The following is a 21,444-nucleotide window of genomic DNA, read 5'->3' on the forward strand; positions in this document are numbered from 1 at the left end:
ATCGAGGCGATGACGCATGTCACGCTGCGCAGCGAGTTCGAAGGCCTGATCGATCCCTACGCGCCGGTCGGCCAGGTCGGGACCGGCTTCGATTTCACGGAGGGACCGATCTGGCATCCGCTCGATCACTTCCTGCTGTTCTCCGACATGCCGGGCGATGTGCGAAGGCGCTGGGACGCGCGGCGCGGCGTCGTCGAGGTCAAGCGGCCGTCGAACAAATGCAACGGCATGACCTATGACGCGGACCTCAATCTGATCGTCTGCGAGCACGCAACCTCCTCACTGATTCGCGAGCGGCCCGACGGGCGGCGCGAGGTGCTGGCCTCGCATTACGAGAACCAGGAGCTCAACAGTCCGAACGACGTCTGCGTGCACTCGTCGGGCGCGATCTATTTCTCCGATCCCTGGTACGGCCGGATGCCGGTCTATGGCGTCGAACGGCCACGCCAGCTCGGCTTCCAGGGCGTCTATCGCGTGCCGCCCGGCAGCGGCGCGCCGAAACTGCTGGTCGACCGCTATTTGTTCGAGCAACCGAACGGGCTGTGCTTCTCGCCCGACGAGCGCATCCTCTATGTCAACGACACCGTGCAGGCGCTGATCCGCGCCTTCGACGTCAACGCCGACGGCGCGCTTACCAATCCGCGCGTGTTCGCCTCCGGCATCCGCTCCGAGCTCGAGCCCGGCCTGCCCGACGGCATGAAGTGCGACCAGCGCGGCAATGTCTGGGTCACCGCGCCCGGCGGCGTTTGGGTCTATTCGCCCGGCGGCGACCTGCTCGGCAAGGTGCGCCTGCCGGAGCTCGTCGCCAACCTCGCCTGGGGCGGCGCCGACTTACGCACGCTCTATCTGACCGCGACCCATTCGGTCTATGCGATCCAGACCAAGGTCGGCCCACGCCACGAGCCCTATATGAGCGGCAAGCGCGGCGGCGCGGGTGCCACATCGTCCACGCCTGCGCCGAACCTGACCGCCGGCGAGATGCAGCTCGATCCGCAACGCTGCGCGATGATCATTCAGGACATGCAGAACGACGTCATCATGGACGGCGGCGCGTTCGCCGAGTCCGGCGCGCCCGCGCACGCCCGCCAGCAGCATGTCGTCGAGAATGTCCGCCGCGTGGCGGAGGCTGCGCGAGCGCGCGGCGTCGCCATCATCCATGTCTGGTTTGTCGTCGAGCCGGGCGCGCCCGGCGTCAGCTTGAACGCGCCGCTGTTCGAGGGGCTGGTCGACAGCAAGGCGATGGTGCGCGGCAGCTGGGGCGCGGCACCGGTCTCGGGACTCGAGCCGCGCGCGGGCGACTTCGTGGTCGAGAAGATGCGGATGAGCGCCTGGGAAGGCACGCGGCTCGAGACCATCCTGAAGGCGACCGGCCGCGACATGATCATCAACACCGGGGCCTGGACCAACATGTCGGTCGAGCACACCGCGCGCACCGGCGCCGACAAGGGCTATTTCATGATCGTGCCGGAGGATTGCTGCTCGACCATGAACGCCGACTGGCACAACGCCGCGATCAACTTCGCGCTCCAGAACGTCTCCGTCGTGACCAACGCCGACACCGTGATCGAGGCGCTCGGCTAGGGAGGCGCGGTGCCGAAGCTGCTGCATCTTAACTGCTCACCGCGCCCCGATTCGGAATCGGCGGCCGGCGCGCGCGCCTTTCTCGATCGCTTCCATCAGGCGCGGCCGGGCTGGGAGATCGACGCGATGAACCTCTGGCGCGAGCCGCTGCCGGAATTCGAGGGTTACCTGCTCGAGGCCAAATACGCCCGCATCGGCGGCCAGAGCTTCACCGATTCGCAGCACGACGCCTTCGCAATCGCCGAGCGCCTCGCGCTGCGGCTGTCGCTGGCCGATCGCGTGTTGATCTCGACGCCGATGTGGAATTTCGGCATTCCCTACAAGCTCAAGCAGTGGCTCGACGTCATCATCCAGCCCGGGCTCGCCTTCCGCTTCGATCCGGCGCAGGGCTATCTGCCGCTGCTCAAGGACCGCCCGACAATCGTGATCCTCGCAAGCGGCAGCGACTTCGTCACCGGCATGAACCGCGGCCGCATCGACATGGCAACGCCCTATCTGCGCGAGGCGCTGCGCTTCATCGGCATCAGCGACGTGCGCTTCGTGCCGATCGGACCGACCACCGGGCCCACCGAGCCGATCCGCGCCGCCCGCGAGGCGGCGCACCGCCGGCTTGCCGAGATGGCAGCGAGGTTTTGACGCATTCGCTTTTCCGTCGTCGTCCCTGCGAAGGCAGGGACCCATAACCACAGGGCTGTATTGTAGGAGTGAGCTGTGGCCCCAGCGCCGCAAGGCAATTCGCATTGGTGGTTATGGGTCCCGGGTCGCGCTTCGCTTGCCCGGGACGACACCAAGTTTGTTGCCCGGCCGGCGGACATACATCCGCATTCTCGCGACGGCGCCAACCCACCCTACGTTTCCGCCGCGGGAAAGACCAGCCGGCACAACAACCCCGGCGCATTGTCGTGCAACTCGATCCGCGCGCCGTGCAGGCTCGCGACCGCCGCGACCAGGCTGAGGCCGAGGCCATTGCCGGGCGTGTAGCGGCTCTGCTCGAGCCGGTAGAAGCGCTTGAAGACGCGGTCGTGCTGGTCGGCGGGAATGCCGGGGCCGTCATCGGCGATCGAAATCACCGCACCGATCTCGTCGTTGTCGCAGGTCACCGTCACCCGTCCACCCGGGCGGCCATGCTTGATGGCGTTGTCGACGAGATTGGCGATGGCGTCGAACAGCAGGTCCCGGTCGCCGGTGACCAGCACCGCCTGATCGCCGGCAAGATCGAGGCGCGTGGTCACCTGTTCGGCGGCGGCGTCGTAGAGTTCGACCACCTCGCCGGCGATCTCGACGAGATTGACGGTGCGGAACGCACCCTTGCGGGCTCGCGTCTCGATCTCCGAAATCCGCGTGATCGACGCGAACATCCCGAGCACCGCGTCGAGATCGGCGATGGTGTCGCCGATCAGCGCGGCATCGCCCTCCCCGCTCCGCGGGGCGTGGTAGGCTTTCTCGAGCCGGCCGCGCATCCGGGTCAGCGGCGTGCGCAGATCGTGGGCGATATTTTCGCTGACCTGCTTGACGTCCCCCATCAGGGTCTGGATCCGGTCCAGCATCAGATTGAGATTCTCGGCGACGCGATCCCATTCGTCATGGCTGCCGCGGAGCGGGATGCGCTGGTCGAGGCCGGAGAGCATGATAGCGCGACTGGTCGCGTTGATCGACTCGATCCGGCCGACCGTTCGCCGCGTGACGCCGATGCTGGCAGCAGCCGCAAGCCCGATGATCAGCACGACGACGGCAATGCCGGCGGCCCTGATCTGGGCCATGAAGCCGTCGAGATCGCTGATGTCGTGGCCGACCAGCAGCCGATCGCCGTTTGACAGGGTTTCCGTCACACCTCGCAGCAGGGAGGTTCCCGGGGAGAGCTGTGGCAGGGAGGCACGAAATTCAGCCCATCCCTTCTCGGCGGCGCCCGCCGGCCACTGCCTGAGATTTCCCGCCAGCACCGTCGATCCGGGACCGACCAACAAATACACATGATCGGCGAAGCCCTTGTCCGCGACGCGTTGCGCGATCAACGCGGTCAGGCCATCACGCCCGGACCGCGCATAGGCGTCATCCAGGCTCGCCTGCTCGGTCATGATCGCGCGGTCGGACCTGTCGCGCACATAGGACAATGTCGACCAGTAAACATAGGCGAAGATCGCGGAAACGATCAGGCCGAAGGCACCGATGGCGATCAACGCCAGGCGGAACGTCGACGACTTGAAGGTCTTAGCCAGGAGCACGGAGGCAGTATCCGATGCCGCGGATCGTGTGGATCAGGGGATAGGCTTGCTGGTCGTCGACCTTGCGGCGCAAACGCCCGACATAGACGTCGATGATGTTGGTCGAGGGATCGAAGTGCAGGTCCCACACATGCCGCAGCAGCATGGCGCGCGACACCACGCGGCCTTCGTTGCGCGCGAGGTATTCGAGCAGCTGGAATTCCTTCGGCAGCAGCGGAATCTTGCGACCGCGGCGGCTCGCCGTACGCGAAATCAGATCGATCGCGAGATCGCCGACCCGCAGGATGGTCTCCTTGGCAACGGTCTCGCTGCGGCGGCCGAGCGCCTCCAGCCGCGCCAGCAGTTCGACAAAGGAGAACGGCTTGACCAGATAGTCGTCGCCGCCGGCGCGCAAGCCCCGCACCCGGTCGTCGATTTCGCCGAGCGCACTGATGATCAGGAACGGCACCGCAATGCCGCCGTCGCGCATCTGACGCATCACCGTGATGCCGTCGATGTCGGGCAGCATGCGATCGATGGTGATCACGGCATAGTCGCGCGCCGCACCCTGGCTCAGCGCCTCGCGGCCGTTCGCCGCCAGATCCACATCATAACCGCTGGTGGTGAGCTCCTCGACGAGCTGATCCGCGGTTTCGGGATCGTCCTCGACGACGAGAATGCGGCGGTGAGCACCGGTCATATTCCTGAACTCTCCGAGCTGTGTTGAACTCTCCGAGTTCGCAAACTCTCCGAGCGGCCGCCCCGCGACGATCGCCGCCAGACTATCCCATTCCGGGGCAGGATGGAACGTCTGGCGACGACCGCGACAACGGTGCGGTTGGTTGGGCGATCACCAATAGTCCCCGCACACATTGACCCATTGCAGACCGTAAGCCGTCCATACCCTGCGGTAGCAGCCGTAGTCATAGCCGGCATAGAGATAGGGCGCGCCGATGAACGCGAAGCGATGGAAGCGGTGGTGGCGGAAGAAGCCGCCATGATGGAAGAAGCGCGAACCGCGGAATCCGGCGCCGGCAAACCGCGGGCCGATTGCCGGTGCACCGACGAAGCGTGGACCACCAAAGCGCCCGCCAGCGAAATGGCCGCCGCCGCCCATGGCGGCGAACGCCGCGCCGCCACCACGCATCCCACCGCCGAAACCACCGCCATGCATGCCGCCGCCAAAGCCGCCACCATGCATGCCGCCACCCATGGCACCCATGGCACCACCGTGGCCGCCACCGAAGCCACCGCCGCCATGTCCGCCACCACCACCGCCGCCTCTGGCGAGGGCAGCGGGTGCAAGGGCAACGCTGACAGCGAGCGTCGCTGCCGTGAGACACGTGAGAAGCCTATTCTTCATGAAACCCTCCCTGATTGGGACCGCGGCGAACTCGTATCGCCGCACGCGAGCATGATCAGAAGACGCAAGCCGATGCCCGACTTCAACTGACAAATGCGCCAGATTCTGACACCGGATTTAGAATTCGCGTGCCGGCATGCCGAGCGGCAGTTGCCTGGACCGGCGGCCACGATTGCGTTGGCCGGGATCGACGGACATTTGGCTGGAATCGGCGGATAGCGCTCGTTGAATCGATCGGCCGCGGTTCTTAATCCTGCAGCTATCGGAGAACAACGACGGCGTCGAGGGATCGCAGACCCGCTTCACAATTTGTCGATCACCGGGCTCTCCCCTCCTCGCCGGCCGTCATCCAATCCGCGACGCAATCGCCTTTCACCTGGCCTCCCCCGCGGGCGTCGGGACGGCGAAGTGCCGACCTTCAGCAAGGAGCTTTCGATGAGCGACGAGACCAAAAGACCTTTTCTGACCCACGCCTCCGGCGCCCCCGTTGCCGACAATGTGAACATCCTGACGGCGGGGCCGCGCGGACCCGCGCTGCTGCAGGACGTCTGGCTGATCGAGAAGCTGGCGCATTTTCACCGCGAAGTGATCCCGGAGCGGCGGATGCACGCCAAGGGCGCCGGCGCGCACGGCACCTTCACCGTGACCCACGACATCACGCGCTACACCAAGGCCAGCATCTTCTCTGAGATCGGCAAGCAGACGCCGATGTTCGCGCGGTTCTCGACGGTCGCCGGCGAGCGCGGCGCGGCGGACGCCGAGCGCGACATCCGCGGCTTCGCGCTGAAATTCTATACCGATGGAGGCAATTGGGACGTGGTCGGCAACAACACCCCGGTGTTCTTCTTCCGCGACCCCTTGCGCTTCATCGACCTCAACCACGCCATCAAGCGGCATCCGCGCACGGGGGTGCGCGACCCCGACATGAACTGGGATTTCTGGACGCTGCTGCCGGAAGCGCTGCACCAGGTCACCATCGTCATGAGCGAGCGCGGCATCCCGAAAAGCTTCCGGCACCAGCACGGCTTCGGCAGCCACACCTACAGCATGATCAATGCCGACAATGAGCGCGTCTGGGTGAAATTCCATTTCCGCACCCGGCAGGGCGTCCAGAACCTGACCGATGCCGAGGCCGAGACGCTGGTCGGCAAGGACCGCGAGAGCCACCAGCGCGACCTGTTCCAGAGCATCGAGCGCGGCGACTTCCCGCGCTGGACGCTGTTCATCCAGGTGATGACAGATGCACAGGCCAAGGCATTCCCGTTCAATCCGTTCGATTTGACCAAGGTGTGGCCGAAGGCGGATTATCCGCTGATCGAGGTCGGGTATTTCGAGCTGAATCGCAATCCGGAGAACTTCTTCGCCGAGGTCGAGCAGGCGGCGTTCGCGCCGGCGAATGTCGTGCCCGGCATCGGCTATTCGCCGGACAAGATGCTGCAAGCCCGCCTGTTCTCCTATGGCGACGCCCAGCGCTACCGGCTCGGCGTCAACCACCACCAGATTCCGGTCAACGCGCCGAAATGCCCGTTCCACAGCTATCATCGCGACGGCGCGATGCGTACCGACGGCAATCTGGGCGCCACGCTGACATACTGGCCGAACAGCCATGGCGAGTGGACCGACCAGCCGCAGCTGAACGAGCCGCCGCTCGAATTGTCAGGCGCGGCCGCGCATTGGGATCATCGCCTGGACGACGACCACTGGCAGCAGCCGGGCGACCTGTTCCGCAAGATGAATGCCACGCAAAGGCAGGCCCTGTTCGACAACACCGCCCGCCAGGTCGGCAATGCGTCGAAGCACATCCAGGAACGGCACGTCGCGAATTGCAGCAAGGCCGACCCGGCCTACGGCAAGGGCGTCGCGGATGCGCTGGCGAGGTTCGCCGCCGGAATGCTGTAGCCAGGACGGCTCCCTTCGGCCCCGTCATCCTGAGGTGCCCGCGGAGCGGGCCTCGAAGGATGAATCGGCCAGAGATGGGGCCGTGCATCCTTCGAGGCTCGCAAGAGCGCGCACCTCAGGATGACGGGGACAGCTTAGGCAACTCAGCCAGAAGCGTCAGGTGGCCGATTTCGAACAAGGCGGCGAACTCGGCTTGCCGTCCTCCTCCGCGGCTCAGGTCGGCTTGCCGCGTCCGCTCTTCTCGGCCGCGCGGCGCAGTGCGTCGGCGAGCGCGCTGCCGCCGGACTGCTCCTGCGGACGGCGCGGAGCCGACGAGGTCATCTTGCCGCGCGAGAAATCGCGCGACGGCGCCGCATTGTCCTTCTTCGGCCCGATCTCGTCGTCAAGCCGCAGCGTCAGCGCGATGCGCTTGCGCGCGACCTCGACGTCCAGCACCTTGACCTTGACGATGTCGCCCGGCTTCACCACCTCGCGCGGGTCCTTGATGAAATTCCGCGACATTGCCGAGATGTGCACCAGCCCATCCTGATGCACGCCGATATCGACAAAGGCACCGAAGGCGGCGACGTTGGTCACGGTGCCCTCGAGGATCATGCCCTTCTTGAGGTCCTTGACCTCCTCGACGCCTTCCTTGAACACCGCCGCCTTGAACGCCGGACGCGGGTCGCGGCCGGGCTTTTCCAGCTCGCGTAGAATGTCGGTGACGGTCGGTAATCCGAACGTATCGTCGACGAAGGACTGCGGCTTGAGACCCCGCACCACGTCGGCATTGCCGATCAGCGCCTTGATGTCGCTCTTGGTCGCTTCGAGGATACGGCGTACCACCGGATAGGCTTCCGGATGCACGCCGGATGAATCGAGCGGGTCCTCGCCATTGCTGATGCGCAGGAAGCCGGCGCACTGCTCGAACGCCTTCGGCCCGAGCCGCGGCACCTCCTTCAGCGCCTTGCGCGACTTGAACGGGCCGTTGGCGTCGCGGTGCTGCACGATGCTCTGCGCCAGTCCCTGGCCGATGCCCGACACTCGCGCGAGCAGCGGCACCGAGGCGGTATTGGCATCGACGCCGACCGCGTTCACGCAGTCTTCCACCACGGCATCGAGCGAGCGGGCGAGCTTGGACTCGCCGAGATCGTGCTGGTACTGGCCGACGCCGATCGCCTTCGGATCGATCTTGACCAACTCAGCCAAGGGATCCTGCAGGCGCCGGGCGATCGAAACCGCGCCGCGAATGGTGACGTCGAGGTCGGGCAGTTCGTTCGAGGCGAAGGCCGAGGCCGAGTAGACCGATGCGCCGGCTTCGGAGACCACGATCTTGGTCATCTTGCGCTCGGGCAACCGCTTCACGAGCTCGGCGGCGAGCTTGTCGGTCTCGCGCGAGGCGGTGCCGTTGCCGATCGCGATCAGCTCGACGCCATGCTCGATCGCGAGCTTGCCGAGAATGGCGAGCGCCTCATCCCAGCGCCGCTGCGGCTCGTGCGGGAAGATCGCCGTGTGCGCCACCACCTTGCCGGTCGCATCGATCACCGCGACCTTGACGCCGGTGCGATAGCCGGGATCGAGCCCCATGGTGGCGCGTGCGCCGGCCGGCGCCGCGAGCAAGAGGTCGCGCAAATTCGAGGCGAACACGCGCACCGCCTCGGTCTCCGCCGCGGTCCACAGCCGCAGTCGCAAATCGATATTGAGATGGATCTGGATCTTGGTGCGCCAGGCCCAGCGCACCGTCTCCGTCAGCCACTTGTCGCCCTTGCGGCCCTGGTTGGAGATCGCAAATCGGTTCATGATCTTGAGCTCGTAGAGGCCGGGCTGGCCTACGACCGGCTCCTGCGCCTCCGGCTTGATGGCGAGGTCGAGGATCTCTTCCTTCTCGCCGCGGAACAGCGCCAGGATGCGGTGCGACGGCAGCTTCGGCAGCGGCTCGGAGAAATCGAAATAGTCCTTGAACTTCTCGCCTTCGGTCTTCTTGCCGGTGCGGACGGTCGAGGCCATGATGCCGTTCGACCACATCTCCTCGCGCAGCGCGCCGATCAGGTCGGCATCCTCGGCGAAGCGCTCGACCAGGATCGCGCGCGCGCCGTCGAGCGCCGCGGCGACGTCGGCGACCTGCTTCTCGGCATTGACGAAGGGCGTCGCGGCCTCGTTCGGATCGCTCTCGGGCTGTGTGAGAAGCTGATCGGCGAGCGGCTCGAGGCCGGCTTCCTTGGCGATCTCGGCCTTGGTGCGACGCTTCGGCTTGTACGGCAGATAGATGTCCTCGAGCCGGCCCTTGCTGTCGGCGGCCATGATCTGGGCCTCGAGCGCGGCGTCGAGCTTGCCCTGCTCGCGGATCGAATTGAGCACCGCGATGCGGCGCTCCTCAAGTTCACGCAAATACGTCAGCCGTTCTTCCAGCGTGCGCAGCTGGGCGTCATCAAGCGCGCCGGTGAGCTCCTTGCGGTATCGCGCGATGAACGGCACCGTGGCGCCGCCGTCGAGCAGCGTCACCGCCGCCTCGACCTGTTCGTCGCGAACCCCAAGCTCCTGCGCAATCTGATGATGAATCTTTGCCACGCTCATCTCTCTAAAAGTCCGTTGCGCCAGGGATCACCGACGGCGCGGACGCCGCTTATGGACCATCCCGGAATGATTCATCAAGGCGCGCTGTGGATCAAATTGGGCGCACGCCGCAATCTATTTCCGGGATGTTGACCGTCCGCGGCTTGACAAATAAGCCCGCGCCGCATTGCCGCCGAAAATCGCAGCTCTTGCTTCACTTGACAAATCAGCAAGCAGGCTCTCCGCGGCTGCCAACCAGTGCGCATAGCCGCCGGCGAGGTTGACGACGGGCCAGTCGCTGCCCCACAGCATCCGCTGCGGCCCGAAACATGCCAGTGCATGATCCACGGCCTCGCTGAGATCGGCAACCTGCCAGTTCGGCGCCGCCTCGGTCGCTAGGCCCGAGAGTTTGCAGACGACGTTGGATCGTGTGGCGAGGCTTGCGATGTCGTCCTTCCAGGCCGCGATGTCGCCGGTCGCAAGGTGCGGCTTGCCGAAATGGTCGAGCACGAATTGCAGGTCCGGATGGCGATCGACCACCTGGATGAGCCGCGGCAGATGGCGCGGCAGCACCAGCGCGTCGAAGACGAGGTCATGCCGCGCCATGGCCTCGAGCGGCGCTGCCAGTTCGGGGCGCAGCAGCCAGTCCTCATCGGCGATGTCCTGCACCATCGGCCGCAGGCCGACCAGGAGCTCGCGCCCGGCAATCGCATCGATCCGCGCTGCGGCGTCGGCGGCGTCGAAGTCGATCCAGCCGACCACGCCGCGCACCTGCTCGGCCCCTTTGGCGATATCGAGCAGGAATGCGGTCTCCGCTTCGGTCGGTGCGGCCTGCACCAGGATGGTGCCTCCGATCCCGGCCGCGGCGAGATGCGGCGCCAGATCGGCCAGGCTGAAGTCGCGGTAGATCGGCCCGCGTTCGGGCGTCAGCCAGCCGTAATCGGCGCGCGCCAGGGTCCAGACATGGTGATGGGCGTCGATCCGCATCATGCCGGCACCGGCGCATGCTGGTCGAGCAGCCCCTCATTCTTCAGGTCGCGCCACAGCGCGGCAGGCACGGGCGACGACAACGCGGCGACGTTGCGCTCGACCTCCTGCGGCGTCTGCGCGCCGAGCACGAGGCTTGCCACCGCCGGATGGCCGAGCGCGAAGTGCAGCGCGGCGGTCGGCAGCGCCACATCGTGGGCGCGGCAGACGCGATCGATCGCCGCCACCTTCTGCATCACGTCCGGCGGCGCGTCCTTGTAATTGTACTTGGCGCCGGCAACCGCGCCGGTCGCCAGGATGCCGGAGTTGAAGACGCCACCAAGCATCATACCGATGCCCTGGGCTTGCGCCAGCGGCAGGAATTCAGCGAGCGCGGGTTGCTCGAGCAGCGAGTAGCGGCCGGCAAGCAGCATGGTGTCGAACGTTCCGGCCTTGGCGAAGCGCACGCACATCTCGGCCTCGTTGACGCCGATCCCGATACCCTTGACCACGCGTTCGGAACGCAACTTGTCGAGCGCAACATAGGCGCCCTCCATCGCCTCGCGAAACCGCGCCTCGATCGCGTCAGCTCCGTGGGTCCAGACGTCGACGTCGTGGATCAAAAGCAGGTCGATGCGATCGGTGCCGAGCCGCAGCAGCGACTGCTCCGCCGAGCGCATGGTGCCGTCATAGGAATAGTCGAACACCGCGCGATGCGGCGCGCCGCCGACGAAATTGGAGCCGTCGCCACGGCCGTGGAACGGGTCCATCCAGCGCCCGACCTTGGTACAGACGACGACGTCGTCGCGCGCCACGCGGCGCAGCGCGGTGCCGCTGCGGTGTTCGGCGAGGCCATGGCCGTAGAGCGGCGAGGAATCCAGCAGGTTGATGCCCAGCGCAAACGCCCGCTCCACTGCTGCGATCGCAGCAGTGTCGTCGAGCCGTGCGAACAGGTCGCCGAGCGGCGCCGTGCCGAAGCCGAGAATGGAGACATCGAGCCCGGTGCGGCCGAGCCTGCGGCGTGGCAGTGCCGGGGAGCCTGGATCGGAGGGTTGTTGTTGGGTCATTATCGCCTCCCGCCTGCGTTTCTTGTTAACCCCTCACCAGACTAGCGTCGTTGACCGGGATCGTGAAGAGACCTCAGCGATCGATGCCGCGGTGAGGCCTCTCATCGCGCACGCACCACATCGCTAAAATGCAATGCATAGCTTCACGTTGCCTGGCGGCGGGAAATAGGCTATGGGGGCGCTCCGTAATTTCAACGCAGGAGGCGACGATGTTCAGGTCTGTGCGCTTCCCGGGTTCGCCGCGCGATATTTGACGCGTGTCCCGGGATCGGATCCCGGGTGAAATCGCAACACCCACACGCAATCGAATCTGCTGCGGGGCCTTCGGCTCCGCGCTTGCGGAACTTTTGTCATGACCTCGACGCTTCTGGTGGCCCCTTGTCGGGAGGCCACACGCTCCGTGCTGCTCGAACGTCAGCTGCGGAGGTATCATCCGCATGTTCAGGGAAAGGTCCGCGCGCTGGCCATGCGGCACACGCGTCTTGCGGACCTTGCCGCGAGCTTTCCTGCGCTGCTGTTCGCGCTGGCGGTCCCGCGAGCCGGGATCGCTTCGGCGCGCGCACGCGGATGCGTCATCGACGGCCGCTCGCTCGCGGACGCCGCCTCCGCGGCGGGCATTCCGCTGTGGCTGCGAAGATTGCCGCCGGAAGCATTCACCGCTCCGATCACGGGACTGCCCGATGACGAGCTGTTTCGCCGGCAGATCGCGAACCACCTGCCGCCATCACCGAAGCTCGCGCCGATCTGGCTGAAATCCGTCGCGGCGGTTGCCGAGCTCGCACATGGGCCGGCGGCGGTCTGGATCGCGCGCGAGCTGGTCCGGGCGCCGCCGCGCCCCGATCCTGCGCGATTGCGGCTCGTCGGTCTGTGGGCGTGGTTCTCCACGCAGCCGGCGACGCTGGGACACACGCTGATCGACCGGAGGTGGACGCCGAGCATGCAGATCGGCTCGGCGCTCGCGGCCGCCGATGCGTGGAGCACGATGATCGCGCTGCATGTCAGCCTCGGCTCGGAGAAGATCGCGGATATGTGGCTGCAGCCGGGCCGCGTTGACGGTTACGACTTCATCCCGCTGAGCTCGACCACGGATATCTCGGAGGAGGCGGAAGCGATGCAGAACTGCTTGCGCACCTACGGTCCCAACCTCGCCCACAATCGCTCGCGGCTGTGGAGCATCAGGCGGAGCGGGCAACGCGTCGCCACCCTGAGGGTTGCGGCGCGTTTTGAGGGCCCGTTGCCAGGCATCGCCGAGCTTACCGGTATCCGGAACGCCGGGATGCCGCGCGAGGTTTGGTGGGCAGCGCGCCAATGGCTGCATAGCCACGACCTGTTGCGGATGGAGATTGAGCAGCGCAGATGGGGCACCGCGCCTCTCGACCGCCCGACCTGGCGCGCGATCTGGCGTCCGTACTGGCTCGCCAGGCGGCAGATTCCGGAATGGCTACCGCTCGCTCCATCGCGCACGGCGCTCAATGCGCTGTGATGCGCATCGGCCACCGCTGCATCGTTGCTAATCGTCGGCGACAATCTGCTGGGCAAGGTTGTCGACCACCACAGGACTCTCGAAATAGGTCACGATCGGATCGGCGCCGTATTTCTCCCGGGCGCGGGCGCGCCACGCGTCGGTGTACAGCGCTTCCGCCTCCACCCTCGAGTTCCAGAAATAGATGCCGCCGGCCGTCAGCCCGTCCTCGGACAGCACATAGGTCTTTCGAAACAGCCCCTGAATGCCGCGATAGATCGGCGCGGTGCTCAGGAAGATGCTGCGGGCCTCCTCGCGGGTGATCGGCTTCGGCAGCTTGAACGTCGTGACGGCGGTAATCATCCGGATCTCCTCGGGTTCATTCTTGACATCATTGTCAATATTGACGATTGTGTCAAGAATGACCCGATGGAGCAGATCGAATGGTGGGCGTGCGTCAGTTCGACGAGGACGAGATGATCGCGACCGCGCTCGACGTGTTCTGGCGCAAGGGCCTGCACGATGCGACCATGCAGGACCTCGCGGCCGCGACCGGCGTCCAGCGCGGCAGCCTCTACAACGCCTATGGCGACAAGGAAGCGATCTTCCTGCGCGCCTTCGATCAGTATGCCGCGCAATTCCTGGACGCGGCCGGCAGCGCGCTGGCGCAGGGCGATACCTCAGCGAGGCTGAGGAGCTTCTTTGACATGATCATCGTCAACATGACGGACGGCACGCCGCAGCGGGGCTGCCTGACGACGCGCACCGCGCTCGACGCGTCCATTTCGAGCGCGGACGTGCGCCAGCGCGTGCTGGACGTGCTTACCCGGCTCGAGCAGCTGGTCGGCAAGGCCATCAGCGCGGCGCCGAACAGGCGCAGCCCGGCCGATGCGAACCGGCTGGCGCGCGTCATCGTGACGTTCACGCGCGGACTCGCCGTGATGGAGCGCGCCGGATACAGCCGCAAGCAGTTGAGGGAATCCGCCATCACATTCATCGATGCCGTGATTGGCGACGCCTGAGGCGGCGTCCTTGTCCGGCGACGGCGTCATCGTAAGGGAGAAACCAGCATGCAGGAACGGAACGGCGGCTGCCTGTGCGGCGCGGTGCGTTACACGCTCAAGAGCGAACCGCGGAGCATCGCGATATGTCATTGCACACATTGCCAGCGGCAAAGCGGCAGCCTGTTTTCGTTCAACCTCGTGATCCGCGAAGCCGACTACCAGCAGTCGGGCGAGACGGTGGTGTTCGTCGACAAGGGCGACAGCGGCCATCCGGTCGATCGTCATTTCTGCGGGCGCTGCGGGTCCCCTCTGCTTGCGAAGACCGCATTGATACCCGGCAAGGTCGTGGTGAAAGCCGGCACGCTCGACAGCATGGAAGGATTGCAGCCGCAAGCCGAGATCTATACCGATCGCGCCGTCGAATGGCTCACGCCGATCCCCGGCGCTGCGCGCTTTGCCCGGAACGTGTGACCGGATGCGCCGGTCACGGGCGCAGCGGGAAACGATTCAGCCTGGCCAGGGTTGCGTCCGTTCCGATTGCATCGGAACGGAGGCTCTCGATTTCGCTTTGACGCGTTTTCTTCACGCGAACCGGTATCCGGTTCGCTCGAAAACGCTCCGGCGATCATTGACCGGCCGGCAGTTCGGCGTAGTTGCCGTCCTTGTCGCGGCGGTACACGACGTAGTCGATCAGGGTGATGTCACCCTTCGGCGTGTAGCTGATCTTGCCGAGCACGGTATCCCAGCTTCCGGCCTTGATGGCCGCCGCGACCTTCTTGGCGTCCGTGGTCTGGGCACGGGCTGCGGCCTGGCTCCAGATCTGGAACGCGGCGTAGCTGTAGAGCGTGTAGCCGTCGGGATCGATGCCCTTGTCCTTGAACTTCTTCAAGGTCGCGGCCGCGGTCACCTTCTTGCGCGGGTCGGGCGAGAAGGTGAACAGCGAGCCTTCGGCAAGCGGACCTGCGATCGCGGCGAACTGCTTGTCGACCAGGGCGTCGCCGCCCATCAGCACCGCATTGACGCCCTGCTCGCGCATCTGGCGCAGGATCAACGCTGCCTCGGCATAATAGCCGCCGACATAGACGAAATCGATCGACTCCTTCTTGAAGCGGGATACCAGAGCGGCAAAATCCTTGTCGCCCTTGGTATAGGCCTCATAAAGCTTTTCCTTCACGCCCGCGGCGTTGATGGCGTTCTTCGTTTCGTCGGCAAGGCCTTTGCCGTAGGTCGTCTTGTCGTGTATGATCGCGACGTTCTTGGTCTTGTAGTTCTTGATAATGTAGGCGGCCGCAACCGTGCCCTGCTGGTCATCCCGGCCGCAGACACGGAACGTGTTCCACAACCCACGCTCGGTGAATTGCGGATTGGTCGAGCCCGGCGTGATCTGCAGCACATTGCCCTCGGCATAGGCGTCCGACGCAGGGATCGAGGTCGATGAGCAGAAATGCCCAACGACGAACGGAATCCTCGCGCCTGCCATCTTCTCGGCAACCGACACCGCCTGCTTCGGATCGCAGGCATCGTCGCCGACCTCCAGCTTCAGCTTCTTGCCAAGCACGCCACCCGCCGCATTGATGTCGGCGATCGCAAGGTCAGCACCGTTCTTGAACTGCTGGCCGAAGCTCGCCTCGGAGCCGGTCATCGGCCCGACCACGGCAACACTGATATCCTGTGCCGTGGCGGCGCCGGACAAGGCCAGGCTCGCGCCGAGCGCAAGAAAGTATCCTCGAAGTGCAAACTTCATCACATTCTCCTCGATGGTCTCAAGTCGCCTCAATGCATCGCAGTCAACGAATCCGCCGATTGCAACGATCACCGGGGGGCTGCCTTTTAAGCGCGAGACGATTGGCAGGCTCGGACTGGGGCGACGGGGGATTGGACATATGCGACATCGGACAACAATGTGAAACACGTTGTCGTGCATTGTCGTCTGAAATCGCCCGCAGCGGACGTGATTGGCGGCGATCTTGTGTGCGCGACAGCACACAGGCTGGCGCAGAGCGCTGCTTGCGACGCGTCGCCGGCGGGTGATGTGCCGGGTTGCGGCGAACCGCAGGCAACGACCCGACGCCCTCTCAGGGAGATTGCGATATTCGGTCAGGAGCGCCGCGGCACCGCGCGGATATCCGACGGCGTCACGCCGTAATGCCGGCGGAAGGTGCGGTTGAAGTAGGACAGATCGCCGAACCCGACTTCGAATGCGATCGTACCGATGGTGCTGCCGCTGTGGCGCGGATCGGTCAGCAAATGATGCGCGCGCGCCAGGCGCTGGCCGAGCACGAATTCCGAGAACGTCGAACCGACGCTTTCGAACAGCCGCTGGATATGGCGCGGCGTAAGCCTCAGCCGGGCGGCCACCGCAGGCAAGGTGAGATCGCCATAGCTGAGATTATCGTTGATGTCGGCGTTGACCGCGGCGAGCCGCGCGGCCGCCAGCCCGCCGTCTTCCGCGGCAGCCGCCGCATCTCGGTTCGCGCCGATGATCAACGCCCCGAGATCGACCAGATGCCGGACGACGGCGCCGCGCAGCTCGGCCGTTGCGAGCTGGTAGCTGTCGTCAAGCTCCCTGATGTAGAGCGCCAGCAGGCGCATCGCCTCGGTGTTCGCGGGCAACGGCCGGATCAGCATTTCCTCTGGATCGCGGACCAGCAATGCCACCGCCTTGCGCGGCAGCCTGAGACCGACGAAACGGCTCGGCGAGACCGGGACCACCATGTTGCCCGCCTCCGCGCTCGACTGCAACACGGCCTGCCCCGGGCCGAGCTCGATGTCGCGGCCGCGTTGCGATGCGCGGGTGTTGCCGCTCGTGATGATCGTCAGCACGAGGTCGTCATTGCCGTCGAGCAGCTCGCGCGGCCGTGCGATCCTGAGGTTGCTGCACGCCCAGGATCCGATGCCGAGCCCAGGCAGCTCGCGCACATTGGCTTCGGCATGGAACGCGCCGGCGCTCAGCGGCTCCGGATCGAGCTTCACGATCATCCGCCCGATCTGCTCGCGAAAGATCGGCAAGCGGTCGCGCTCGCCGAAATCCGCGGTCGAGAACCGAAACCCGGTGATATCCGGCGACTGCATCGTCATCGGCTGATCCTCATGGCGGCGGGAGGTCGCCGCCGATATGCGGCCGATTTGTGGCAGCATGACACCGCTCGAGTGCACGGGACCGTGCTTACGTATCGGCACTTTTGCTGCAGACAGGCGATGCGCGCCGGATCATTCTGATGTTCTTGCCGGGCCTGAATTCGCGACCGAGACCGAAATCGTGCTCGCTTGATGTTGCCCGGCGTCGTCATCCCGTGCCGTTACGCGGATTATAATTGACTGACCGGACGGTCAATAGTAATCCAAACCCACGTCACGCAACCTTCGGCCGCCAGAAGCCGCAACGGGAGGTCATCATGGTCAGCGATTTGGTGTTGACCGATATCCGCGCCGGATATCGCGTCATGACGCTCAACAGGCCCGATCGCCTGAATTCCTTCAGCGCCGATCTGCACGCCGCACTGATGGCCGCGCTGATCGCGGCGGAACAGGACAAGTCCTGCCGCGCGCTGATCCTGACCGGAGCCGGACGCGGATTCTGCGCCGGGCAGGATCTTTCGGATGGCGTGTTCACGCCGGGCGAAACGCCGGACCTCTCCGCACCGATCGAAAAATTCTACAATCCACTGGTGCGCAAGCTGCGCGGCATTCCGATGCCGGTCGTGTGCGCCGTCAACGGGGTTGCCGCGGGCGCCGGCGCGAACCTGGCCCTTGCTTGCGACATCGTGATCGCCGCCCGGTCGGCCAAGTTCATCCAGGCCTTCGCCAAGCTTGGCCTCGTCCCTGACACCGGCGGCACCTGGTTGCTGCCGCGGCTCGTCGGCGGCGCGCGAGCGCGCGCATTGGCCATGCTCGCCGAGCCGATCTCCGCCGAGCGGGCGGAGACATGGGGCATGATCTGGAAGGTGGTCGAGGATTCCGACCTGATGGCCGAGGCCCACGCCCTCGCCGCCTCGCTCGCGACACAGCCGACCGATGGTCTTGCGCTGATCAAGCAGGCGCTCGATGCCTCCGAGACCAACACGCTCGACGCGCAGCTCGATCTCGAGCGCGAGCTGCAGGGCCGTGCCGGCCGGTCGGCGGACTATGCCGAAGGCGTCACCGCCTTTTTCGAAAAGCGCGCCCCACGCTTTGTCGGACGGGCCAAGGATTGAACGTTTCCGATTGAACATTCCGCCGCTAAGGCGAGACGCATCATTGATCCCAAGTCAGAAGGTCCAATTGCGATGACACAGCCTCAATCCAGCGGTGCACGGACGGCGGACAACGTCATGAAGCTCGACAGTTTCGTGCGCGGAAAATGGTCCGGCCCGGGCGAACCGGCAGCCGAGATTCAGAGCGCCGTCACCGGCGATGTGGTGGCGGTCACGACCGGAAGCGATCTCGACATGCGCGAGATCCTCGCCTATGGCCGCGCGGTCGGCGGCAGGCATCTTGGAAAACTGACGTTCCACCAGCGCGCAGGCTTGCTGAAGGCGCTCGCCGACTATCTGACCCAGCACAAGGACCGGCTCTACCAGCTGTCGTTCCATGCGGGCGCAACCCGCACCGACGCTGTCATCGACGTCGACGGCGGCATCGGCACGTTGTTCGCCTATGCCGGCAAGGGACGCCGCGAGCTTCCGAACAGCAAATTCCTGCTCGACGGCAATGTCGAAGGGCTCTCCAAGGGTGGCGCATTCGCCGGTCAGCATATCGTGACGCCGCTGCACGGCGTCGCCGTGCACATCAACGCATTCAACTTCCCGTGCTGGGGCATGCTGGAGAAGCTGGCGCCCGCGCTGCTGGCCGGCGTGCCAGTCGTGACCAAGCCCGCGACGGTCACCTCCTATGTCGCTTACGAACTGGTCCGGATCATCACCGAATCCGGCGTGCTGCCCGAAGGCGCGCTGCAATTCATCGTCGGATCGACCGGCGACCTGTTCGACCATCTGACCTGCCAGGACGTGGTGTCCTTCACAGGCTCGGCCGACACGTCGCAAAAACTACAGCGGCATCCGGTCATCGCGCGCGAGGCGGTCAGGTTCATCGCCGAACGGGATTCGCTGAACGCCGCAATCCTCGCTCTGGACGCCGTACCGGGCAGCCCGGAGTTCGACCTCTTCGTCAAGGAAGTGGCCAAGGAAATGACGGTCAAGGCGGGGCAGAAATGCACCGCGATCCGCCGTGCACTGGTGCCGTCGACGCAGCTCGATGCCGTGATCACGGCGCTGCGCGATCGTCTGGCCAAGGTCACGATCGGCAATCCCGAAAACGACAAGGTCGGGATGGGGCCGCTGGTCGGGCTCGGCCAGCGCAGCGATGTGCTTGCCCATGTCGCGAAGCTTCGCGCCGAAGCCGAACTGGTGGCCGGCGATCCCGGCAACTTCGCGCTGCTCGATGCCGACGCGAAGCGCGGCGCGTTCGTTCCGCCGCTGCTGCTGCATTGCGCGAAGCCGCTCGCCGCAACCGCGGTCCACGAGATCGAGGCGTTCGGGCCTGTCAGCACCGTAATGGGATACGACGATCTGGATCAGGCCATCGCGCTGACCAATCGCGGCGGCGGCAGCCTCGTCGCATCCATCTACACGCACGACATCCCGGCCGCGACCGAACTTGCCTTCGGCATCGGCAGTTTTCACGGCCGCGTCGCACTCATCGATCGCGACTGCGCGAGCGAGCACACCGGACACGGTTCGCCGATGCCGCAGATGGTTCACGGCGGCCCCGGCCGGGCCGGCGGCGGCGAGGAACTGGGCGGCGTCCGCAGCCTCCAGCACTACATGCAGCGCACCGCGCTGCAGGGCTCGCCGTCGATGCTGAGCGGCGTCACCGGCCGCTGGTTCAAGGGCAGCCCGATGCTCGAAGGCGACCTGCACCCGTTCCGCTATCACTATGACGATCTCGAGATCGGCCGCACGCTGGTCTCGAAGTCGCGGCAGATCACGCTCGACGACATCGAGCACTTCGCGCATTTCACGGGCGACACCTTCTACGCCCATATGGACGAGGAAGCGACCAAGGGGCATCCGTTCTTCCCGGGCCGCGTCGCACATGGCTACCTGCTGCTGTCGTTTGCCGCCGGCCTGTTCGTCGATCCCGACTACGGGCCGGTGCTGGCGAATTACGGCCTCGACTCGCTGCGCTTCGTCAAACCCGTCCAGCCCGGCGAACAGATCCAGGTGCGGCTGACCGCGAAGGAGAAGATGCCGCGCAACAAGCAATATGGCGAGGTGCGCTGGGACGTCGAGATCACGACCGGCACCGGCGAAACCGCGGCGACCTACGAGCTTTTGACCATGAACGCGATGCGGGATTAAGAGGCACGTCAGAGCAACTCGGCCTGCCGGCTGCGGCCGGCCGATTTCGCCTTGCCGCGCGGCCGGGTGGCGGCGGCGGCATCGTCGGCGCCGGCCAGCACGAGCTGCGCGACGAAACCGGCATATTCGGCGCGGGTCATCGGCCCGCCCTCGCGGAACCACATGTAATGCCAGTTCAGCATGCCGAAGACGCTCATCGTCAGCGGCTTGAGCACGCGCTTCTGCTTCGCCGCCGGCACCGCGGCGACGAGCGCATCCGACATGAGCCCGACCAGGATCCGCTCGCTTGCGAGCAGCGGCTGCTGCTTGTCCTTCGGCAACAGCTTGAGGCTTGAGATCTGGACCTGATGCTCGGCGTCGGCATGCCGGTAGAGCTCGAGCAGGGTCGCAACGATCGTCCTGAAGCGTGCAACCGGATCGCCGGCCTGTGCGCTCGCCTTGCGGACCGCCGCCACCAGCTTCGCGAGATGCGACGACAGGATATCGAACAGGATCGCTTCCTTGTCGGGATAATAGTGATAGAGCAGCGCCTTCGAGACACCGCAGGCGTCGGCGATGGTGTTCATCGACGTGCCGACATATCCCGATGCGGCAAACAGCTTGGCCGAGCGATGCAGCATCGAGAGGCGCTTGTCGTCATAGTCCTTGGCGCGCGATCGGGCCATGTCTTGTCCGTTCCACCAGGCGGCCGTTCGGCCATCGTCCAGGGATGTCAGTCAATAGTCGCAAAGTTCCGGGACTACAGCCTGCCTCCAAACCGCCATTTATTGACCATCCGGTCGGACAATTCCACAAGCTCGGCGATCGGGCAACATTGCCCGGAATGAATTTTCCTGGCGCCGCGTCGCGAGAGCATCTCTCTGCTGCAAGACGCCTCGCCATGCGCGTCTGATTGCAAACTTCGCGACGCCGCCGAGTTTCGCGCGCGTCCCGAACAGGGGCGTGTTATCGTTCGTCGAACGGCTCGGAATGCGAAGGAGACTCTGGGTGCGGACATCCTCTTGGCTCCACGTCCTTCGTCGCGCAGCCCG

At 65.5% G+C, this 21,444-nt stretch carries 18 protein-coding genes; 8 read left to right on the plus strand and 10 right to left on the minus strand.

The annotated features are described in order from the left end of the window. The first annotated feature begins 9 nt into the window (after positions 1-9). Both QJT82_RS05965 and QJT82_RS05970 read left to right on the plus strand, forming a co-directional pair. Positions 10-1,581, plus strand: a complete 1,572-nt coding sequence (locus tag QJT82_RS05965; protein WP_028338480.1) for an isochorismatase family protein — start codon at positions 10-12, stop codon at positions 1,579-1,581. 9 nt (positions 1,582-1,590) lie between these two features. Then, positions 1,591-2,217, plus strand: coding sequence for an NAD(P)H-dependent oxidoreductase (locus tag QJT82_RS05970; RefSeq protein ID WP_028338479.1), 627 nt, complete (start codon positions 1,591-1,593; stop codon positions 2,215-2,217). Positions 2,218-2,429: 212 nt separating this feature from the next. On the opposite strand, the gene QJT82_RS05975 is transcribed toward QJT82_RS05970, so the two are convergent. The 3 genes from QJT82_RS05975 to QJT82_RS05985 form a co-directional block, all read right to left on the minus strand. Continuing rightward, positions 2,430-3,803, minus strand: a complete 1,374-nt coding sequence (locus QJT82_RS05975) for an ATP-binding protein (RefSeq protein ID WP_035630821.1) — start codon at positions 3,801-3,803, stop codon at positions 2,430-2,432. After that, positions 3,790-4,482 (minus strand): response regulator transcription factor, encoded by a 693-nt coding sequence (locus tag QJT82_RS05980; protein ID WP_028338477.1) that lies wholly within the window; start codon positions 4,480-4,482, stop codon positions 3,790-3,792. The genes QJT82_RS05975 and QJT82_RS05980 overlap by 14 nt, the downstream gene beginning before the upstream one ends. A gap of 150 nt (positions 4,483-4,632) precedes the next feature. Continuing rightward, on the minus strand, positions 4,633-5,145 hold the full coding sequence (locus QJT82_RS05985) for a hypothetical protein (protein WP_196238113.1): 513 nt from the start codon (positions 5,143-5,145) through the stop codon (positions 4,633-4,635). A gap of 435 nt (positions 5,146-5,580) precedes the next feature. Here QJT82_RS05985 and QJT82_RS05990 point away from each other — a divergent pair, with 435 nt between their 5' ends. Beyond that, on the plus strand, positions 5,581-7,044 hold the full coding sequence (locus tag QJT82_RS05990; RefSeq protein ID WP_264641720.1) for a catalase: 1,464 nt from the start codon (positions 5,581-5,583) through the stop codon (positions 7,042-7,044). 213 nt (positions 7,045-7,257) lie between these two features. Here QJT82_RS05990 and QJT82_RS05995 read toward each other — a convergent pair whose 3' ends face one another. The 3 genes from QJT82_RS05995 to QJT82_RS06005 form a co-directional block, all read right to left on the minus strand. Further along, positions 7,258-9,591, minus strand: coding sequence for a Tex family protein (locus QJT82_RS05995; RefSeq protein ID WP_028338474.1), 2,334 nt, complete (start codon positions 9,589-9,591; stop codon positions 7,258-7,260). Between the two features lie 120 nt (positions 9,592-9,711). Continuing rightward, positions 9,712-10,566, minus strand: coding sequence for an amidohydrolase family protein (locus QJT82_RS06000; RefSeq protein WP_028338473.1), 855 nt, complete (start codon positions 10,564-10,566; stop codon positions 9,712-9,714). Then, entirely contained in the window at positions 10,563-11,609 is a 1,047-nt protein-coding gene (locus QJT82_RS06005; RefSeq protein ID WP_051447696.1) for an aldo/keto reductase, read from the minus strand. The genes QJT82_RS06000 and QJT82_RS06005 overlap by 4 nt, the downstream gene beginning before the upstream one ends. Positions 11,610-11,961: 352 nt before the next feature. On the opposite strand from QJT82_RS06005, the gene QJT82_RS06010 reads away from it, so the two are divergent. Next, positions 11,962-13,092: a hypothetical protein gene (locus QJT82_RS06010; RefSeq protein ID WP_028338471.1), complete on the plus strand. Its 1,131-nt coding sequence runs from the start codon at positions 11,962-11,964 to the stop codon at positions 13,090-13,092. A 27-nt stretch (positions 13,093-13,119) separates the two neighbouring features. On the opposite strand, the gene QJT82_RS06015 is transcribed toward QJT82_RS06010, so the two are convergent. Continuing rightward, positions 13,120-13,434 carry a hypothetical protein gene (locus QJT82_RS06015; RefSeq protein ID WP_028338470.1) on the minus strand — a complete coding sequence of 105 codons (315 nt, stop codon included), beginning with the start codon at positions 13,432-13,434 and terminating at the stop codon, positions 13,120-13,122. An 80-nt stretch (positions 13,435-13,514) separates the two neighbouring features. Here QJT82_RS06015 and QJT82_RS06020 point away from each other — a divergent pair, with 80 nt between their 5' ends. Then, on the plus strand, positions 13,515-14,093 hold the full coding sequence (locus QJT82_RS06020) for a TetR/AcrR family transcriptional regulator (RefSeq protein WP_028338469.1): 579 nt from the start codon (positions 13,515-13,517) through the stop codon (positions 14,091-14,093). A gap of 48 nt (positions 14,094-14,141) precedes the next feature. Continuing rightward, on the plus strand, positions 14,142-14,546 hold the full coding sequence (locus QJT82_RS06025) for a GFA family protein (RefSeq protein ID WP_028338468.1): 405 nt from the start codon (positions 14,142-14,144) through the stop codon (positions 14,544-14,546). Positions 14,547-14,700: 154 nt separating this feature from the next. Here the strand turns inward: QJT82_RS06025 and QJT82_RS06030 are convergent, their stop codons facing one another. Together QJT82_RS06030 and QJT82_RS06035 are read right to left on the minus strand one after the other, a co-directional pair. Continuing rightward, a complete protein-coding gene (locus QJT82_RS06030; RefSeq protein ID WP_028338467.1) occupies positions 14,701-15,819 on the minus strand; it encodes a branched-chain amino acid ABC transporter substrate-binding protein in 1,119 nt (372 codons plus the stop codon). Positions 15,820-16,172: 353 nt separating this feature from the next. After that, positions 16,173-17,213, minus strand: a complete 1,041-nt coding sequence (locus QJT82_RS06035; RefSeq protein WP_051447695.1) for an AraC family transcriptional regulator — start codon at positions 17,211-17,213, stop codon at positions 16,173-16,175. A 257-nt stretch (positions 17,214-17,470) separates the two neighbouring features. Here QJT82_RS06035 and paaG point away from each other — a divergent pair, with 257 nt between their 5' ends. Both paaG and paaZ read left to right on the plus strand, forming a co-directional pair. Continuing rightward, positions 17,471-18,268 carry a 2-(1,2-epoxy-1,2-dihydrophenyl)acetyl-CoA isomerase PaaG gene (gene paaG, locus QJT82_RS06040; RefSeq protein WP_028338465.1) on the plus strand — a complete coding sequence of 266 codons (798 nt, stop codon included), beginning with the start codon at positions 17,471-17,473 and terminating at the stop codon, positions 18,266-18,268. Positions 18,269-18,385: 117 nt separating this feature from the next. Beyond that, a complete protein-coding gene (gene paaZ / locus QJT82_RS06045; RefSeq protein ID WP_028338464.1) occupies positions 18,386-20,413 on the plus strand; it encodes a phenylacetic acid degradation bifunctional protein PaaZ in 2,028 nt (675 codons plus the stop codon). A gap of 8 nt (positions 20,414-20,421) precedes the next feature. On the opposite strand, the gene QJT82_RS06050 is transcribed toward paaZ, so the two are convergent. Continuing rightward, positions 20,422-21,078 carry a TetR/AcrR family transcriptional regulator gene (locus QJT82_RS06050; protein ID WP_028338463.1) on the minus strand — a complete coding sequence of 219 codons (657 nt, stop codon included), beginning with the start codon at positions 21,076-21,078 and terminating at the stop codon, positions 20,422-20,424. Positions 21,079-21,444: the final 366 nt, after the last annotated feature.

Source organism: Bradyrhizobium sp. Mp19 (assembly GCF_029952935.1).
GTDB lineage: Bacteria > Pseudomonadota > Alphaproteobacteria > Rhizobiales > Xanthobacteraceae > Bradyrhizobium > Bradyrhizobium elkanii.

Excerpts from the sequence above, each read along its gene's own strand:
- QJT82_RS05965 (WP_028338480.1), top strand. The coding sequence starts at position 10 with ATGACGCATGTCACGCTGCGCAGCGAGTTCGAAGGCCTGATCGATCCC.
- QJT82_RS05980 (WP_028338477.1), bottom strand. The coding sequence starts at position 4,482 with ATGACCGGTGCTCACCGCCGCATTCTCGTCGTCGAGGACGATCCCGAA.
- QJT82_RS05985 (WP_196238113.1), bottom strand. The coding sequence starts at position 5,145 with ATGAAGAATAGGCTTCTCACGTGTCTCACGGCAGCGACGCTCGCTGTC.
- QJT82_RS05990 (WP_264641720.1), top strand. The coding sequence starts at position 5,581 with ATGAGCGACGAGACCAAAAGACCTTTTCTGACCCACGCCTCCGGCGCC.
- QJT82_RS06000 (WP_028338473.1), bottom strand. The coding sequence starts at position 10,566 with ATGATGCGGATCGACGCCCATCACCATGTCTGGACCCTGGCGCGCGCC.
- QJT82_RS06005 (WP_051447696.1), bottom strand. The coding sequence starts at position 11,609 with ATGACCCAACAACAACCCTCCGATCCAGGCTCCCCGGCACTGCCACGC.
- QJT82_RS06010 (WP_028338471.1), top strand. The coding sequence starts at position 11,962 with ATGACCTCGACGCTTCTGGTGGCCCCTTGTCGGGAGGCCACACGCTCC.
- QJT82_RS06015 (WP_028338470.1), bottom strand. The coding sequence starts at position 13,434 with ATGATTACCGCCGTCACGACGTTCAAGCTGCCGAAGCCGATCACCCGC.
- QJT82_RS06020 (WP_028338469.1), top strand. The coding sequence starts at position 13,515 with ATGGTGGGCGTGCGTCAGTTCGACGAGGACGAGATGATCGCGACCGCG.
- QJT82_RS06025 (WP_028338468.1), top strand. The coding sequence starts at position 14,142 with ATGCAGGAACGGAACGGCGGCTGCCTGTGCGGCGCGGTGCGTTACACG.
- QJT82_RS06030 (WP_028338467.1), bottom strand. The coding sequence starts at position 15,819 with ATGAAGTTTGCACTTCGAGGATACTTTCTTGCGCTCGGCGCGAGCCTG.
- QJT82_RS06035 (WP_051447695.1), bottom strand. The coding sequence starts at position 17,213 with ATGCTGCCACAAATCGGCCGCATATCGGCGGCGACCTCCCGCCGCCAT.
- paaG (WP_028338465.1), top strand. The coding sequence starts at position 17,471 with ATGGTCAGCGATTTGGTGTTGACCGATATCCGCGCCGGATATCGCGTC.
- paaZ (WP_028338464.1), top strand. The coding sequence starts at position 18,386 with ATGAAGCTCGACAGTTTCGTGCGCGGAAAATGGTCCGGCCCGGGCGAA.
- QJT82_RS06050 (WP_028338463.1), bottom strand. The coding sequence starts at position 21,078 with ATGGCCCGATCGCGCGCCAAGGACTATGACGACAAGCGCCTCTCGATG.